The sequence below is a fragment of the Galactobacillus timonensis genome, assembly GCF_900240265.1.
Taxonomy (GTDB): Bacteria; Bacillota_I; Bacilli_A; order Erysipelotrichales; family Erysipelotrichaceae; genus Bulleidia; species Bulleidia timonensis.
This window is the reverse complement of the sequence record NZ_LT964739.1, coordinates 16,886-33,365: the sequence shown is the minus strand read 5'-3', so window position 1 is coordinate 33,365 and position 16,480 is coordinate 16,886. Positions and strand designations below refer to the sequence as shown.

Genomic DNA, 16,480 nt, shown 5'->3' with positions numbered 1-16,480 from the left:
GTCACCATCCCCTCAAATTTTTAAATATCCGATTTTCTGAGGCGGAGCGGAATGCTCCGCCTTTTCATGTGCCTGTTCCGCAGAAAAATATCTCTGACAGGAATATTCGAAATTTTCGAAAAAATCCTCATTTGCACCAGGGTGGTATTCATAGGCTTATTTATTGACATTTTTAGCCATCCGGTCCCGATATCGCACTTTTCCTGGTGCGTTTAGCGCCATGTTGAGAAATAAGTCGATCTTTTCATACCTGTTGTCCGGCTTGGAAAGGATGAACCAGATCAGATTCATCCAGTCTTGTAGATCTTCTCTGTTGTATCCTCCATGCATGCGCATGTATTGCTTTACCAGAGCATGAAGGTTGTTGATCTTGTCTAACGGATTCTTTTCGTCAGGCAATCCCTTCGTTTCTTTTGTGAGATGGATCTCTTCTGACAGACCCAGTTTCTCGATCAGAACAGAATGAGAATTGTCACCATCATGAATCAGTTCAGAGCCTGGCTGTATATGATTTCCGAGCGCCGCCCATGTGCTTTTGCGGGAGGGCTTGGAGACATGTTCAACTATGATGAGGTTTGTCCCGTGCCCGTCGTGTGCTGCGACAACACAAATCTTATTCTTTGATATGCCGCGAAGTTTCTTTCCGTCTTTCGTAATCGTTCTTCTCTTTATGACAGGGAAGAACATTTCATCAAGGTATATTTTCCCTTTGAGCACAATGTTATCCTGAATTCCATTCAGAACAAAAAATACCTTTTTCAGCCAGTATCTGCCTGTGCTTTCGGTGTTTCGATTATCCCTGGCAGATGAATTAATAGAATGAAATTCAAACAGATACAGAAGATATTCAATCCATTCGGAGATTGGAATCTTCCGATCATCAAATATTGTGTTGGTAATAGGTGAAAACTTATGCCCGCAATCATGGCAGAGGTAACAGCGCATGCCATTCTTATAAAAACCATACTTGATGAAATTCGTGCTGCCGCAATGCGGGCAGGATTCAATATTTCTGTTATTCAGAAATTTGATTTCATCTGCCGAAAACTCTGGGTGTTTGGCATCATACCATTCGTGAATGGTATGGGAAATGAGCTTTTGAGAATCTGAAATGTCATGGTACTTGTCCCATTCAAGCTTTCTCAAAGACCGTCCCCAGAAGTGACGGTTCTTCTTGAGATTATTCATTTGTTTGGCGGTTTGAAGTTTCCAGGAGTTGACTAACGAAACCGCCAAGTCAGCGCTAATCAACTCCTGGAGACTTCCTGATCTGTCCCCTTTCCAGGACACGATCATTATAGCCCTGGATCAGAACTGCAACCCGTTCTTCCACCACCTTGGTGCAAATGAGGATTTTTTTCGAAAAAAGTACTTGAAAAACAGTAAGCGGTTTCATATATTGTTTGTGTAAACGTTTTCGGTAACGTTTCCATCCGGAGGGAAACACCGGGAACATTCACGGAAATCATTGGGAGGAAATATGAACAGCAAAAAGATTTTGGCATTTGCAATGTCGGCTGCGATGCTCGCAGGATGCGGTTCTTCCGCTTCCGGTTCGGCAGCAGCTTCTACTTCCGCAGCCGCCGGTACGGCTGCAGCAGCGTCCGGAACCGGTCGTGTGTACTATCTGAACTTCAAGCCTGAAGCAGATGAGTACTGGCAGGATTTGGCAAAGGAATATACGAAGGAGACAGGTGTTCCTGTAACGGTTCTGACGGCAGCGTCCGGTGAATATGAGTCCACTCTGAAGTCTGAAATGGCCAAGAGCGAAGCTCCGACAATGTTCCAGGTGAATGGTCCGGTCGGTCTGGCTTCTTGGAAGGATTACTGCTACGATCTGTCCGGCTCCAAGCTGGAAGGCGAGCTGTCCAATAGTGCTTACGAACTTAAGGATGGCGACAAGGTTGCCGGCATCGCTTACGTTACTGAGGCGTATGGTCTGATTACCAACAAGGCTCTGCTTGAAAAGGCCGGCTACACGGCTGATGACATCAAGAGCTTCGACGATCTGAAGAAGGTTGCTGAAGACATTACCGCCCGCAAGGATGAGCTTGGCTTCTCCGCCTTCACTTCTGCAGGTATGGACAGCTCCTCTGACTGGCGGTTCAAGACGCATCTGGCAAACCTGCCGATCTACTATGAATACAAGGACGCCGGCGTCGACAATCTCGATGAGCTGAAGGGAACCTATCTCGACAACTATCGTGCTATCTGGGATCTTTACATCAACAACTCCACGATCGATCCTTCGCAGCTGTCCACCGCTACCGGTGATCAGGCTGAATCCGAATTCGTTAACCAGGAAGCAGTCTTCTTCCAGAACGGTACCTGGGAATATGATGCTGTAAAGGCAATCGGCGATGACAACCTCGCTTATCTGCCGATCTACTTCGGTGTCGATGATGCGAATGAAGGTCTCTGCATGGGTACTGAGAACTACTGGTGCGTTAACAGCCAGGCTTCGCCGGAAGACATTCAGGCAACACTTGACTTCATGTACTGGTGCGTAACGTCGGATGCTGGTGTTAATGCAATGACATCGGGCGACAAGATGGGCTTCAACATTCCGTTCAAGTCCAACCCTGAATCCACGAACGTTCTGTTCAATCTCGCAAATGCCAACACCGGGACACCGGTTTCCTGGAACTTCACCACGATGCCTTCCGAAGAATGGAAGAACACGCTTGGCCAGGCTCTGACGGTCTATGCGGCTGATCAGACGGATGCTAACTGGGAACAGGTTCGTTCCGCATTTGTAGACAACTGGGCAACTGAAAAGCAGCTCGCTGCCTCCAACGGCTGATCCTCAGCACTGAATCAACTACAGGCATGGCTGCCGGCAGATCAGTCGGCGCCGTGCCTGTTTTCTAACCAAGGAAGGGGAACTATGCAGAAAAACATCAAGAAATACTGGCCGATTTTCACTCTTCCGACGATGATCGCCTTCACCATCGGCTTCATCGTCCCGTTCATTCTCGGCATCTATCTTTCGTTCACAAAATTTACAACTGTCAAGGATGCAAAATGGGTCGGCCTGCAGAACTACATCACCGCATTTAAAGATACAACCTTTGATCACTCGTTCTGGTTCACTGCCGCCTTCGCTCTGGTGACACTGGTGCTGATCAATGTCATTGCCTTTGCACTGGCAATGGCTCTGACCAAGTCGCGTAAAGGAACCAACGTCTTCCGTACCATCTTCTTTATGCCGAACCTGATTGGCGGCATCGTGCTTGGCTACATCTGGCAGCTGATCTTCTCGGGGATTCTGGTGCACTTCAATACGGCACTCAACCTCAATGCGAAGCTCGGCTTCTGGGGCCTGGTCATTCTCGTCTGCTGGCAGCAGATCGGATATATGATGATCATCTATATCGCTGGTCTGCAGTCGATTCCGGAAGATGTCATGGAAGCGGCCGAAATTGACGGAGCTTCCAGCTCCCAGCGCCTGTTCAAGGTAACGATTCCGATGATGATGCCGAGCATCACCATCTGCACATTCCTTACGATAACCAACGGCTTCAAGCTCTTCGATCAGAACCTTGCCCTGACGGGCGGCGCACCGATGAAGCAGACCGAAATGCTGGCTCTCAACATCTACAACACATTCTATGGACGTGTCGGTTTCGAGGGTGTTGGACAGGCCAAGGCGGTTGTCTTCTTCATTCTTGTTGTTGTGATTGCGGCTCTGCAGCAGAAGATGACCAAGGAAAAGGAGGTCCAGCAGTAATATGAATGAAAATAAGGGAAAATGGTATGGGACCGCGTTCCTGACGTTCCTTGCCGCATTCTGGATCTTCCCGATTCTCTGTGTCCTGTGGAATTCATTCAAAGTAAAGACGGCCATCAACCTGCAGCCGTTCCAGCTGCCGAATTCTGATACCTTCATCAGCTGGGAAAACTACGGTCAGGCCATCAACAAGTACGGCCTCCTGAGTGCTGTCGGCTGGACCGTATTCATTACCGTCTTCTCGGTTGCGGCAATTCTGATCTGCTGCTCGATGACGGGCTGGTTCATTACCCGCGTTCAGAACAAGTGGACGAAGCTCATCTATACGCTGTGCATCTTCTCGATGGTTGTACCGTTTCAGATGGTCATGTTCACGCTGTCACTGGTTGCCAACCGTCTCGGTCTGACGACGCCATGGGGCATCATCGTCATCTACCTGGGATTCGGCGCCGGTCTTGCGGTGTTCATGTTTACGGGATTTGTCCGTTCCATTCCGATCGAGATTGAAGAGGCTGCCATGATTGACGGCTGCACGCCGCTGCAGACATTCTTCAAGATCGTTCTTCCGATCATGAAGCCGACTTACATTTCCGTCGGCATTCTTGAGACGATGTGGATCTGGAACGACTTCCTGCTGCCATACCTGGTACTGGACATCAAGAAATACAAGACGATTTCGATTATCATTCAGTACATGAAGGGATCCTACGGATCCGTCGATATGGGTGCCATCATGGCGGCACTGATTCTCGCCGTCATTCCGGTCATCATTTTCTATCTGAGCTGCCAGAAATATATTATTAAGGGTGTTGCGGCTGGCGCCGTCAAGGGCTGAGCCTGAACAGAAGGACCGTACATGACTACGATTAAGGATATTGCCCGGCTTTCGGGTTACAGCATCGGTACGGTCAGCCGTGTCATCAATCATCATCCGGATGTTTCCGAGGCTGCTCGCCAGCGCATTGAAGAAATCATTGCGCAGGAGAACTTTCAGCCGAACTCGAATGCCAAGATGCTCAAGCAGCAGACCGATGCACCGATCGCGATCATCATCCGCGGCTATGCCAACATCTTCTTTGAATCTCTGCTTGAAAAGACCCAGAACATTCTGCGTTCCGCACATGAAGAAGCTTCGGTGGTGTTTGTCGATGAAAGTGCCAACGAGGTGCAGACAGCTGCACAGCTTCATATGTCATCGCACCCGAAGGCATTCATCTTTCTCGGCGGCAACCTGGAGTATTTCCGCAGCGGATTCAGTGCCGTGGATACGCCCAGCGTCCTGCTGACCAACAGTGCCGCTGACCTTTCCTTTGATCAGCTGTCCAGCTATACGACGGATGATCTGGAAGCCAGTGCCTGCGCGGTGCGGTATCTGATTGCCTGCGGCCATAGGAACATCGGTATTATCGGTGGTTCACCGGAAAGCAGCGGAAGCCAGGTCGGCTATCGCCGGCTGCTGGGCTGCCGCAAGGCATTCAATGATAAAGGCGTCACCTTTGATGAGGCGGCGCAGTATGAACCAAGCCGCTTCTCCATGGAGGGCGGCTACCAGGCGGCGACGCGGTTATTGAAGCGAAGCCCGCAGATCACGGCTGTTTTCGCTCTTGGCGATTCGATCGCCATCGGGGCGATGCGTGCCATTGAAGACATGGGGCTCAACTGTCCCCAGGACGTCAGCGTCATTGGCTACGATGGTATCGCACAGGGCAGATATACGGTGCCGCGGCTCACTTCCATTCGTCAGGATGTGGATGCACTTGCCCGCAAAGGTGTGGAGGACCTTCTGGTCCGTCTGCAGTATGATCGGCAGGCGATCCATGAAATCGTGCCGTTTGAACTGGTCGAAGGCGAAAGTGTCTTCGTAAAACGTTAGAGGGGAGTTTCACATGAATCGTAGAGCAGGAATACTGATGCCGATCAGTGCACTGCCATCGCCCTATGGAATTGGGACACTGGGGAAGGAAGCCTGCCGCTTCATTGATTTTCTCGAGAAGGCCGGACAGTCCTACTGGCAGATTCTGCCAACGGGGCCGACGGGCTATGGCGACTCGCCATACCAGTCGTTCTCGGCCTTTGCCGGAAATCCGTATTTCATTGACCTGGATCTGTTGAAGAAGGACGGCCTGCTGAAGGCTGAGGAATATCGGAACATTGACTGGGGAAGTGATCCGCAGCGTGTCGACTACGGCACAATCTACAATCACCGCTTCGCCGTGCTCCATCTGGCCGCGGACCGTCTCAGGAAACATCTGCCGGATGATTATGAAGACTTCTGCCGGCAGAATGCGTTCTGGCTGGATGACTATGCACTGTTCATGGCGGAAAAAGAAGCGCATCAGGGCGTTTCCTTCATGGGATGGGAACCTTCGCTTCGCCGCCATAATCCAAAGGCTGTCGCCAGAGAAACAGAACGTCTGGCGGATCAGATTGAGTTCTGGAAGCTGATTCAGTACCTGTTCCGTAAGCAGTGGAATGATCTGCGCGATTATGCGCATCATCATGGGATCAAGCTGATCGGAGATGTGCCGATCTATGTGTCGCCGGATTCCAGTGATCTCTGGGGTCATCCGGATCTGTTCCAGCTGGATCGCAGCGGGAAACCGACGGAAGTTGCCGGATGTCCGCCTGATGGCTTTTCGGCAGACGGGCAGCTGTGGGGCAATCCACTCTATAACTGGAACCGGATGAAGAAGGATGGCTACCAGTGGTGGGCACAGCGCATCGCCTATCAGTTTACGATGATTGACGTGCTGCGCATTGACCATTTCCGGGGTTTTGAGTCCTATTACGCCATTCCGTATGGTGAAACGACTGCCCGCAACGGCAGATGGAAGAAGGGGCCCGGCATCGCGTTCTTCAAGACCATGGAACAGAAGCTGGGACATCTCGACATCATCGCGGAGGATCTTGGCTTCCTGACGCCGGAAGTGATTCAGATGGTGAAGGAAACGGGATATCCGGGGATGAAGGTGCTTGAATTTGCCTTCGATCCAAGGGATACCGGATCCGATTATCTGCCCCATAAATATACGCACAACTGTGTCGTCTATACGGGGACCCATGATAACGAGACCGTCAACGGCTGGATGAAGAATTCGCCGAAGGAGTATACGAAACGCGCCATCGAGTATCTCAACCTCTCAAAGTCCGAGGGATATCACTGGGGATTTCTGCGGGGAGCGTATGAATCGGTCGGCGACCTGGTCGTGATGCAGTATCAGGATCTGCTGGGGCTGGGCGATGAGGCACGTTTCAATGTTCCATCGACCACGGGCAATAACTGGGTATGGCGGACCGTAAAAGGAAGCTGGACCAATGCCCTTGCAAAGAAGCTTTATCACTTCACAATGATTTATGACCGTCTTCCGGGAACGGAAGCCGAAATTTAAAGGAGAAAACAAATTATGTCGGATGTTGAACTGAAACATATCCGCAAGGTCTATCGTGACCAGGAACCTGCAAAGCACCGTTTCGGTAAGAAGCCGGAAGAAAAGAAAAAGAATGCGAATCTGAAGCGTACCGAGGAAGGTGTCCTTGCGGTCGATGACTTCAATCTCAAGATCAAGGATCAGGAATTCATCGTCCTTGTCGGACCGTCCGGCTGCGGCAAGTCGACGACGCTGCGCATGGTCGCAGGTCTGGAAGAGATCACACACGGCGACCTTCTGATTGACGGCAAGCGTGTCAACGATGTGGCACCGAAGGATCGTGATATTGCGATGGTATTCCAGAGCTATGCTCTGTATCCGCATATGACGGTTCGTGAGAACATGGAATTTCCGCTGAAGATCCGCAAGATGCCGAAGGAAGAGATTGATGCCCGCGTCAATGATGCGGCCGAGATCCTTGGCATCACGGAATATCTGGACCGTAAGCCGAAGGCACTGTCCGGCGGCCAGCGTCAGCGTGTTGCGATCGGGCGTGCAATTGTCCGTAATCCGAAGGTTCTTCTGATGGATGAGCCGCTGTCGAACCTGGATGCGAAGCTCCGCAACCAGATGCGTGCCGAGATCATCAAGCTGCGTCAGAAGATTCATACGACATTCATCTATGTTACGCATGATCAGACGGAGGCGATGACGCTGGGGGATCGGATCGTGATCATGAAGGATGGTGTCATTCAGCAGATCGGTACGCCGCAGACGGTGTATGACAATCCGGTGAATCTGTTTGTGGCAGGGTTCATTGGTGTTCCGCAGATGAACTTTTATGATGGAACATTGATCAAAAAGGCGGACGGCAGCTATGCGGTGCAGGTTGAGGATGCCGTGATTGATCTTTCGGCTGAGAAGTGTGCGCATCTGAAGGAGCGCAGCGTTGAGGGACAGGAAGTGACGATCGGTGTTCGTCCGGAACATATTACGTTAACAAAGACGGAAGGAAAGATGGTCAAAGGCACGGTAGATGTTGCGGAGCTGATGGGAGCCTCGGAGCATCTGCATGTGAATGCGATGGGGAAGGACGGCATCATCATTGTGCCGACGCTGGATCTGAAGGGAAGCAGCTTCACAATCGGTTCGCCGATCGAGTTTACATTCCCGGGATCGATGGTGCATGTGTTTGACAAGAAGACGGGCATCAACCTGGAATATGATCCAGAGACGATGCGTCGTCCGGACTGATCAGGTTCGCGTTATGGGGAGTCCTGCGGGGCTCCTTTTTGTTTATGGTGCGACGGGGGACTTTGATCTTGCCTTGTACTTTTGGAGGATTCGTTTGCGGATTTGTGATTCTTTGAGCATTTCATTTGTTATTCGGAGCTCTTTTTTCTATACTCTGCTTTAGAGAGAAGGAGGGAATCATTCATGAGTGTTAATCTTCGTAAGGCGGCAATTATCGGCTGTGGGGCGGTTGGAGCTGCTTCGGCATTTTCTCTGATGGAGTCAAAGCTTTTCTCCGAACTTGTCCTGCTGGATGTAAATCAGGCGAAGGCGGAAGGTGAGGCAATGGATATTTCCCATGGTACGTCGCTGATTTCGCCGCAGCGTATCTATGCCGGTACCTATGATGATATTGCAGATGCGGCTGTCATTGTGCTGACGGCTGGTGCGGCGCAGAAGCCGGGTGAGACCCGTCTGGATCTGATCCATAAAAACATTTCGATTCATTCTTCGATTATGGCGGAGATTCGCCGGGTGAAGCCGCAGGGCATTCTGCTGGTGGTCGCAAATCCGGTGGATATTCTTACATACTATGCGTCGAAGGCATCCGGAATGCCGGAGGGCCGTGTCTTCGGCTCGGGAACGGTACTCGATTCGGCACGTCTTCGTAATGCGATCGGCAATGTGCTGGATGTGGACAGCCGCTCTGTTCATGCGAGCATCATCGGAGAGCATGGTGACAGTGAGATTGCGGCATGGTCGCATGCGAATGTGTCCGGTGTTCCGCTGGCAGATTTCTTTGCGCTGCGGGGCATGGGCGAAATGGACATGAATGCGATTGAAGAAAAGATTGCCAATGATGTGCGCCGCAGTGCTTATGAAATCATTCAGCGTAAAGGCGCGACGTGTTATGGCATTGCGGTCAGCGTGAGCCGGATCTGCTCGGCAATTGTGAAGGATGAAAAGAGCATTCTGCCGGTGTCGACGGTTCTGCACGGGACGTATGGAATTGATGATTGTGCGCTTTCGGTTCCGGCGATTGTTGGAAGTAAGGGAATCGAGGGCCTGGTACCTGTGGCGTTGAGCGAAGAGGAGCGTACGGAGCTTCTGGAAAGCGCAAAGCTGTTGAAGAATAATATGGAAGGTATTACTTTTTGATGGAAAAGTTCGTTTTGAGACTGTCTGAGTCACTTTGTGAAATGTCTATCGCAGACAGTTGAAAGACACCTGGTAATATGTTAAATTATTAAGGCTGCTCAACACAGAAAAAGGAAAAGGATAAGAGAAAAATGAAGAAGGCATTTGCGGCAATTGGTGCATCTGTTCTTGCACTGAGCCTCGCGGCTTGCGGCAACTCAAGCTCTGCTGCAGCATCTACTGCAGCTGCTGCTTCGACGGCTGCTGCGGCTGCTTCGACAGCTGCTGCTGAAACAACAGAAGCTGCTTCCACGACTGGCGTTTATACGATTTACAATGCGACGGGTGAGTCTGTAACAGATCTGTATCTGTATCCGACAGGTTCTTCCGATAAGGGTGACAACCTTGCAGGTGAAAAGGGCTTCTCCGATGCACATGCAATGGTAGCTACCTATGATGATGGCAGCGCTGATACGAAGCTGACCCTTGAATTCACAACGGCTTCCGGCATGACGGGAACATTTGAGACGCTGTCCATTGAGACGGCTCCGATCTCTCTGATCGCTGAGGATGCACGTACGGGCGCTACGCAGATTGCGTTCCAGGCTACACCGGCTGTTTACGATATCTACAACGTAACCGGCGAGGAAGTTACTGATCTGTATCTGTATCCGACAGGTTCTTCCGATAAGGGTGACAACCTGATCGCTGAGGCGAAGGAAGATGGCGGACATCAGACGATTACGCTGGATGAAGTTCCGGCTGATCTGATTTCGGATGGTAAAGTTGGCCACTTCACGATTGAGTTCACAACGGCTTCCGGTTACACGGGATCGTTTGACAACCTGTCCTATGAGACAGCTCCGATTCAGCTGATCGCTGAAGACGCCAAGACGGGTGCTACAGGCATTGCCTTCGGCACTCCGGCTGAGTAATCTGGTCATTTGACTATCGTTGTGTTGTGCAGAGCAAAAGGAAAAAAGAACCGTCAGAGGCAAGGCCCCTGGCGGTTTTTTAGTGCGTAAAATCGATCTTCATTACTTCCTGATGCTGGTGGTTGAGAACGGTGAACCCGGACTCCGTAAGGATGCCATAGCAGCGGTCACTGCCGCCTTTGGGAATGCCGGTGGATCCGGGATTGAGAAGATAGATGCCGTCTTCATTTACTTCTGCGGTCGGGATGTGGGTGTGACCGCTGAGGAAGATATCGCCCCGCTTCAGTTTCGGTAGATTGGACGGACTGTAGGTATGACCGTGGGAAATGAAAATGCGCCGCTTTCCGATCATAAAAGAGTTGTAGGTGCCTAGGACCGGGAAATCGAGTACCATCTGGTCCACTTCGCCATCGCAGTTGCCCTTGATGGCAAGGATGCGGTCCGACTTTGGATTGAGCATGGCAATGACTTCCTTTGGGGCATAGTCTTGAGGTACAGGATTGCGTGGACCGTGGTAGAGAATATCGCCAAGCAGGAGAATGGCATCGGCGCCGGAACGTTCGTATGCGTCAAGAACCAGCCTTGCGCCGGTGGTGGATCCGTGAATGTCGCTTGCGACAAGATATTTCATATGGTTACCGCCTTTTCCGTATTTCATTATAATAATGGCAGGACCATTATCCGCTCAGAAAATGGATCCAATCGGAAAGCTGTGTTTCGTTATTGATATTCGCTGCATCCCCTCAGCGGGAGCGGCAGGAGGTGGAAAATGAGAAACAAACAGCGGGTACTGCGGCTGACGCTTGCGGCCTTTTTCGTGGCGATTGAAATTGTACTGGCGGTTACGCCGCTGGGTTACATTCCGATCGGTGCCATCAGTATTACGACGCTTCATATTCCGGTGATTCTCGGCGGAGTTTTGATGGGGCCGGGCTTCGGTGCGATGGTTGGCTTTGTCTTCGGCATGACGTCGATGATCCGGGCGACGATGACACCGACCATTACGAGCTTCTGCTTTTCGCCGTTTATTACGGTCGGCGGCGTTTCGGGTAACTTTGCGTCCATTGTGATTGCGCTGGGACCACGTATTTTTCTGGGGTGGTTCTCGGGCGCTCTGTACAGGCAGTTAAGGAAGAAGATGAAATCTGCCGGTGCAGCTTCGATTTCGGCCGGCGTCAATACACTACTGCACACACTGCTGGTGATGGGGCTGATCTGGCTGTTTTTCGGAGATGCCTATGCCGGTGCGGCGGGAATTGCGGTCGGTGCCGTGATTCTTACGGTGCTGGCATCGAACGGCATTATTGAAATCATTCTTGCGATGGCGGTGGTGCCGGCGGTGAACCGGGCATTACGGCCGGTAATGGAAAGGATGGGATTGCGGAATGAATAATGGAAAGCCATGCGTTGTGATCGGTGTTGGCGGCGGGATTGCGGCTTACAAGATCTGTACACTTGTTTCGCACCTGAGCCAGGCCGGCGTTGAGGTGCATGTTTTGATGACGAAGGAGGCGCAGCAGTTTGTATCGCCGTTAACCTTTCAGACGCTGTCGCATCAGCGGGTCATTACCGATATGTTTTCAACGGATTTTGAGCCGAATGTGGAGCATGTGGCGCTTGCCAAAATGGCGGATGTCTTCGTGATTGCCCCGGCAACGGCCAATCTCATCGCCAAGGTGGCTAACGGCATCGCCGATGACATGTTGACAACGACGTTTCTGGCCTCCAGGGCCGTGAAGCTCATCGTTCCGGCAATGAACACCGGCATGCTCGAAAATCCGATTACGCGGCACAACATTCAGCTGCTGAAAGACTACGGATATCATGTTATGGAGAGCGGATCGGGACTGCTTGCATGCGGAGACTCGGGCAGCGGCAGACTGCCGGAACCGGAGGAGATTCAGGATTATGTCGAAGAACTGCTGACGCCGAAGACGCTGGCGGGGAAGAAGATACTGATCACTGCCGGTCCGACGCAGGAAGCGATCGATCCGGTTCGCTACATCACCAATCACAGTACCGGTACGATGGGCTACCAGCTTGCCAGAGCAGCCCGCAATGCCGGTGCGGATGTAATACTTGTCAGCGGTCCGGTGCACCAGAAGACCCTGCGCGCGATATGCACAGTGCCGGTAATCACGGCGCAGGATATGGCGCAAGCGGTGCTTGCGAAGGCGGGGGAGATGGACGCACTTATTTTTGCGGCGGCGGTAGCTGACTTTACGCCTGCGGAAACTGCGGTGGACAAGATCCATAAGAAGGATAGTGAGGGGATGTGTCTCGAGCTGAAGCGGACAGTCGATATCCTCAAGACCGTTGGGGAACATAAGCGGCCCGGCCAGACGCTGATCGGCTTTTCGATGGAGACAAAGGATGTGATCGCCAGCAGTGAGGCGAAGCTGACGGCGAAGAACTGTGACTATATCGTTGCCAATGATCTTCGTGAAGCAGGTGCCGGCTTTGGGACGGGAACCAATCATGTGCGGATTCTTTCGCGCGATGGTGTTGTGGATCTCGGCCTTCTGAGCAAGGCTGAGACGGCGCGCAGAATTCTGGATCATTGTCTTGGAGGAAAGTAAGCAATGTTATTGACGATCGATGTAGGCAATACACATATCAAGATGCAGATGATGGAGGGGATCGAGACAAAGGCGGTCTTCCGTCTGACGACGCGGACGCCGCGTACCAGCGATGAGTACATTACGCAGTTCCGCTCTTTTCTGGATCTGTATGATCTTTCCAGGGCATCGGTGGATGATGTGATCATTTCGTCCGTTGTTCCCAAGATCATGTATTCACTGAATTCGGCGGTTCTGAAGTTCTTCGGCTATGAACCTTTGATTGTGGGTCCTGGCATCCGCAGCGGCATCGAAATACGTACGGAAAATGCCAAGGAAGTCGGAGCGGACCGGATCGTGGATGCGGCAGCGGCGTATTATACCTATCATCGGTCGTGCATCGTGGTGGACTTCGGTACGGCGACGACATTTGACTATGTTTCCAGGGACGGCGTCTTTTCCTATACCGTCATTGCCCCGGGGGTCGGAATCTGTGCCAATGCGCTGACAACGCAGACGGCAAAGCTGCCGGATATCGAGATCCAGAAGCCGGCCAGTGTGCTGGGACACAATACGGTCACCGGCATGCAGGCGGGTGTTGTCTACGGGTATATCGGTGCCGTCGAGTACATCCTGAAGCAGATGAAGAAGGAGCTGAAGGATCCGGATGCCTATGTCGTGGCAACCGGCGGGATCGGCCGCGTAATTTCGGCGGCGACGGATGAGATTGATGCCTATGATCCCAATGTGGCAGGCATCGGCATGGCCATCATCTACGATTTCAACAAGGATAAGAGGAAGAAGGTCAAGGCATGAGGGAGCCGCTGAGCTTTTATCAGGTATTTGTGCGTAATTGCAGCGCGGAAGGCACCTTGAAGCGGGTGGAATATGATCTTAACCGGATCAAAGCTATGGGCTTCGATTATGTCTATCTTCTGCCCGTGCATCCGATCGGAGAAAAGGGACGGAAGGGGACCTATGGCTCCCCGTATGCGATCGCGGATTATGATGCGGTTGATCCGGATCTTGGGACGATGGATGATTTCCTGGATCTTGTACATGCGGCGCATGCGCGGGGACTGAAGGTGATGATGGACATTGTTCTTCATCACAGCGCTGCCGATCATCCGTGGGTGAAGAAACATCCGTCCTGGTATGCGAAGGAAAATGCGGTGGCAGACTGGAGCGATGTGCGCGACTTTAACTTTGAAAGCGAAGAGCTGAGAGAGACGCTTCTGGACAGTCTTCTGCACTGGGTGGAAGACGGCGTGGACGGGTTCCGCTGTGATGTGGCGTCGCTGGTTCCGCTGTCTTTCTGGAAGGATCTGCGCTCTCGGGCGAAGATGCTGAATCCGCAGTTTGTGATGCTTGCGGAGAGTGTTGAAAGTCCGTTTGTGCTCTGGATGCGCTCCAAAGGCATTGATGCGCTGAGTGATGGCGAGCTGGCACAGGCATTCGATGATCTTTATCCCTACACGGTCAGGGAAGAAATGGAAGATGCCGTGACGCATTCGAATCTGGTTCCGTATGAAAAGGCGGTTAACCAGCTGCTGGCTTCGCTTCCTTCTTCGACGCGTGAGATCTGGTATCTGGAGAATCATGATCGTAAGCGGATCTATTCGCTGCTGAACGAGAACGAAACAAAGTTCAGAAACTGGCTGGCGTGGTCGTTCTTCATGCCGGGGGATGCCTTTGTCTATAACGGACAGGAGGCGTATGCGATTCATCAGCCGTCGCTGTTCGAGAAGGATCCGATCGACTGGTCGAAGCGGGATCAGAAGCTGGAGGAAACGATTGCGGCCTACAACCGGATGCGCCGGAAAATGATGGGGCAGATCCGCTGCGGCTTTTTCATAGAAAATGATGCGATGTTTGAAACGGCTCTGTACGGGGAGACGGAAACCTTCGCGGGTCTTTACAATGTGCGCGGAAGAGGCGGTCTTCTGCATACGCATCTGAAGAATGATGAATATCTGAATGTGCTCACCGGTAAGCCGGTGACGATCACAGACGGTGATGTGGCTGCGGATGCGCTTCCGGCATTACTGAAGATCAGTCCGGATTCCTGGAACCTTCAATAAGCAGGAACAGATAAAGAACTTCTCCTTCATGATCGGCAGAAGTTCTTTTTCGTTGTGTCCTTTGGGAAAATCTGACAATTCTTTCGGCAGTACGTCAAACATCATGAATACAATGACGAACATCCTAACCGCATTCATTCACTGGGTGGAGAATAGATGAAGAAGATTAGAATGCTGATGGCGTTTTGGGCGCTTTTTCGCTTGCCGCATGCAGCGGTGTATCTTCGGCTGCACCCAGGGTTCTGAAAGGAACGGATGAGGGCTTTGGAGGAACCATTACTGCAGAAGTCACCATCGACGGTGATGGAAAGATTACGGATCTTGCGCTGAGCGGTGCGACGATGTCGCTGAAGGATGTACACGGCAATCTCATCGGAGCTGTGGAAGTCGCCTATGAAGCTGCGAAGCCATCGGTGATTGAAAACAAGTAACAGTGATCGGCAGGGCTGTCCAAAAAGGGTGGCCCATTTTCAGGCTGCCGGTTCATCAGACGTGTAACGGTCTTTTCCGTTCTGCTTGGACTTGTACATCAGGGCGTCGGCGCGCTGCGTGACGGATTCCGGTGTGTCGTTTTCCCGGATGCATGTGATGCCGATGGAAGCGGTCACCGAGAGATGGAGGCCTTCAAATTCAACATCCATACTGCGGATGGCGTTCAGACATTTTTCTGCGATCGTCCGGATGTTGGAAGGATCCTGAATCGGATAGATCCCCAGGAATTCTTCGCCGCCCCAGCGTCCGAAGATGTCATTCTTCCGGTTGATGCTGGTGAGGATGTGCGTCAGTTTCTTCAGTACAAGATCGCCGGCCTCGTGGCCGTACGTATTGTTGAATTTACTGAAGTTGTCCACATCCATGAAGAGGACGCCAAACTGCTTGTTCATCTTCTTCCGCAGGATGATGCGATAGGCAAGGGCATCGTCAAGAAAACGGCGGTTGGCAATGCCGGTCAGCTGATCATGATGGGCAACGTTGCTGAGCTGGCGGACCATCTGATCATCGATGTGCTGCGAACCAACTTCACAGAACTCTTCCATCACAAATTCCAACTGATGGTTCTCAGCAAAGACCGGGATGAATCTTGTTTCGATCAGGACACGCCTGCCGTTCTTGTGGCGCAGGAACACTTTCTCGGAGCGTTCCTGCCCATCCTGATAGGTTTTGAGATAGGGGCATAGGGAGGTGCACAGCTGATGTCCCTCGAGATCGATATGATCCAGCCCGCTTTCGAAACAGTATTTGCCGACCATTTCCTCTCTGCTTCTGCCGCTGATGCGTTTGGCCGATTCGTTCCAGTATACGATTCGACGTTCGCGGTCGGCGATGTAGACTCCGGTTATGGAATTGTCCAGGATCTGCTTCAGTTCTGAGCTCAACTTCAGAGGTTTCGCCTTTATACCTCTAGTAAAGCGCTTCTGAGGAAAATGATACGTTTTCT

The 16,480-nt window shown here is 51.8% G+C and carries 16 protein-coding genes; 13 read left to right on the top strand and 3 right to left on the bottom strand.

Features of this window, described 5'->3' with window-relative positions:
* Nucleotides 1-156 precede the first annotated feature (156 nt).
* The gene (locus C1714_RS00210) at nt 157-1,188 is read right to left on the bottom strand and encodes an IS1/IS1595 family N-terminal zinc-binding domain-containing protein (protein ID WP_102341305.1); all 1,032 of its coding nucleotides are present in this window, start codon (nt 1,186-1,188) and stop codon (nt 157-159) included.
* 292 nt (nt 1,189-1,480) lie between these two features.
* Between C1714_RS00210 and C1714_RS00205 the strand changes: the two genes are divergently transcribed.
* From C1714_RS00205 to C1714_RS13910, 8 genes are all read left to right on the top strand, one after another.
* The gene (locus tag C1714_RS00205) at nt 1,481-2,803 is read left to right on the top strand and encodes an ABC transporter substrate-binding protein (RefSeq protein WP_102341304.1); all 1,323 of its coding nucleotides are present in this window, start codon (nt 1,481-1,483) and stop codon (nt 2,801-2,803) included.
* A gap of 84 nt (nt 2,804-2,887) precedes the next feature.
* Complete coding sequence (locus tag C1714_RS00200; protein ID WP_102341303.1) at nt 2,888-3,730, top strand: carbohydrate ABC transporter permease; 843 nt, start codon at nt 2,888-2,890, stop codon at nt 3,728-3,730.
* Between the two features lies 1 nt (nt 3,731).
* Nucleotides 3,732-4,565: a carbohydrate ABC transporter permease gene (locus tag C1714_RS00195; RefSeq protein ID WP_102341302.1), complete on the top strand. Its 834-nt coding sequence runs from the start codon at nt 3,732-3,734 to the stop codon at nt 4,563-4,565.
* 21 nt (nt 4,566-4,586) lie between these two features.
* Nucleotides 4,587-5,603 (top strand): LacI family DNA-binding transcriptional regulator, encoded by a 1,017-nt coding sequence (locus C1714_RS00190; protein WP_102341301.1) that lies wholly within the window; start codon nt 4,587-4,589, stop codon nt 5,601-5,603.
* Between the two features lie 13 nt (nt 5,604-5,616).
* On the top strand, nt 5,617-7,119 hold the full coding sequence (gene malQ, locus C1714_RS00185; RefSeq protein ID WP_102341300.1) for a 4-alpha-glucanotransferase: 1,503 nt from the start codon (nt 5,617-5,619) through the stop codon (nt 7,117-7,119).
* A 15-nt stretch (nt 7,120-7,134) separates the two neighbouring features.
* Complete coding sequence (locus C1714_RS00180) at nt 7,135-8,352, top strand: ABC transporter ATP-binding protein (protein ID WP_102341299.1); 1,218 nt, start codon at nt 7,135-7,137, stop codon at nt 8,350-8,352.
* A 183-nt stretch (nt 8,353-8,535) separates the two neighbouring features.
* Nucleotides 8,536-9,489, top strand: a complete 954-nt coding sequence (locus C1714_RS00175; protein ID WP_102341298.1) for an L-lactate dehydrogenase — start codon at nt 8,536-8,538, stop codon at nt 9,487-9,489.
* A gap of 131 nt (nt 9,490-9,620) precedes the next feature.
* Nucleotides 9,621-10,403 carry a hypothetical protein gene (locus C1714_RS13910; protein WP_167849867.1) on the top strand — a complete coding sequence of 261 codons (783 nt, stop codon included), beginning with the start codon at nt 9,621-9,623 and terminating at the stop codon, nt 10,401-10,403.
* A gap of 79 nt (nt 10,404-10,482) precedes the next feature.
* Here the strand turns inward: C1714_RS13910 and yfcE are convergent, their stop codons facing one another.
* Complete coding sequence (gene yfcE, locus C1714_RS00160; protein WP_102341295.1) at nt 10,483-11,034, bottom strand: phosphodiesterase; 552 nt, start codon at nt 11,032-11,034, stop codon at nt 10,483-10,485.
* Nucleotides 11,035-11,172: 138 nt separating this feature from the next.
* On the opposite strand from yfcE, the gene C1714_RS00155 reads away from it, so the two are divergent.
* The 5 genes from C1714_RS00155 (at nt 11,173) to C1714_RS00135 (ending at nt 15,473) form a co-directional block, all read left to right on the top strand.
* Complete coding sequence (locus tag C1714_RS00155; protein WP_102341294.1) at nt 11,173-11,796, top strand: ECF transporter S component; 624 nt, start codon at nt 11,173-11,175, stop codon at nt 11,794-11,796.
* The gene (gene coaBC / locus C1714_RS00150; protein ID WP_102341293.1) at nt 11,789-12,982 is read left to right on the top strand and encodes a bifunctional phosphopantothenoylcysteine decarboxylase/phosphopantothenate--cysteine ligase CoaBC; all 1,194 of its coding nucleotides are present in this window, start codon (nt 11,789-11,791) and stop codon (nt 12,980-12,982) included. Before C1714_RS00155 ends, coaBC begins: the two co-directional genes overlap by 8 nt.
* 3 nt (nt 12,983-12,985) lie before the next feature.
* Entirely contained in the window at nt 12,986-13,777 is a 792-nt protein-coding gene (locus C1714_RS00145; protein ID WP_102341292.1) for a type III pantothenate kinase, read from the top strand.
* The gene (locus C1714_RS00140; RefSeq protein ID WP_102341291.1) at nt 13,774-15,042 is read left to right on the top strand and encodes an alpha-amylase family glycosyl hydrolase; all 1,269 of its coding nucleotides are present in this window, start codon (nt 13,774-13,776) and stop codon (nt 15,040-15,042) included. Before C1714_RS00145 ends, C1714_RS00140 begins: the two co-directional genes overlap by 4 nt.
* Before the next feature lie 185 nt (nt 15,043-15,227).
* On the top strand, nt 15,228-15,473 hold the full coding sequence (locus C1714_RS00135) for a hypothetical protein (protein WP_102341290.1): 246 nt from the start codon (nt 15,228-15,230) through the stop codon (nt 15,471-15,473).
* Between the two features lie 39 nt (nt 15,474-15,512).
* Here the strand turns inward: C1714_RS00135 and C1714_RS00130 are convergent, their stop codons facing one another.
* Nucleotides 15,513-16,418 carry a sensor domain-containing diguanylate cyclase gene (locus C1714_RS00130; protein ID WP_167849866.1) on the bottom strand — a complete coding sequence of 302 codons (906 nt, stop codon included), beginning with the start codon at nt 16,416-16,418 and terminating at the stop codon, nt 15,513-15,515.
* Nucleotides 16,419-16,480 lie beyond the last annotated feature (62 nt).

Coding starts and splice junctions, on each gene's coding strand:
- C1714_RS00210 (WP_102341305.1), bottom strand. CDS start 1,188: ATGAATAATCTCAAGAAGAACCGTCACTTCTGGGGACGGTCTTTGAGA.
- C1714_RS00205 (WP_102341304.1), top strand. CDS start 1,481: ATGAACAGCAAAAAGATTTTGGCATTTGCAATGTCGGCTGCGATGCTC.
- C1714_RS00200 (WP_102341303.1), top strand. CDS start 2,888: ATGCAGAAAAACATCAAGAAATACTGGCCGATTTTCACTCTTCCGACG.
- C1714_RS00195 (WP_102341302.1), top strand. CDS start 3,732: ATGAATGAAAATAAGGGAAAATGGTATGGGACCGCGTTCCTGACGTTC.
- C1714_RS00190 (WP_102341301.1), top strand. CDS start 4,587: ATGACTACGATTAAGGATATTGCCCGGCTTTCGGGTTACAGCATCGGT.
- malQ (WP_102341300.1), top strand. CDS start 5,617: ATGAATCGTAGAGCAGGAATACTGATGCCGATCAGTGCACTGCCATCG.
- C1714_RS00180 (WP_102341299.1), top strand. CDS start 7,135: ATGTCGGATGTTGAACTGAAACATATCCGCAAGGTCTATCGTGACCAG.
- C1714_RS00175 (WP_102341298.1), top strand. CDS start 8,536: ATGAGTGTTAATCTTCGTAAGGCGGCAATTATCGGCTGTGGGGCGGTT.
- C1714_RS13910 (WP_167849867.1), top strand. CDS start 9,621: ATGAAGAAGGCATTTGCGGCAATTGGTGCATCTGTTCTTGCACTGAGC.
- yfcE (WP_102341295.1), bottom strand. CDS start 11,034: ATGAAATATCTTGTCGCAAGCGACATTCACGGATCCACCACCGGCGCA.
- C1714_RS00155 (WP_102341294.1), top strand. CDS start 11,173: ATGAGAAACAAACAGCGGGTACTGCGGCTGACGCTTGCGGCCTTTTTC.
- coaBC (WP_102341293.1), top strand. CDS start 11,789: ATGAATAATGGAAAGCCATGCGTTGTGATCGGTGTTGGCGGCGGGATT.
- C1714_RS00145 (WP_102341292.1), top strand. CDS start 12,986: ATGTTATTGACGATCGATGTAGGCAATACACATATCAAGATGCAGATG.
- C1714_RS00140 (WP_102341291.1), top strand. CDS start 13,774: ATGAGGGAGCCGCTGAGCTTTTATCAGGTATTTGTGCGTAATTGCAGC.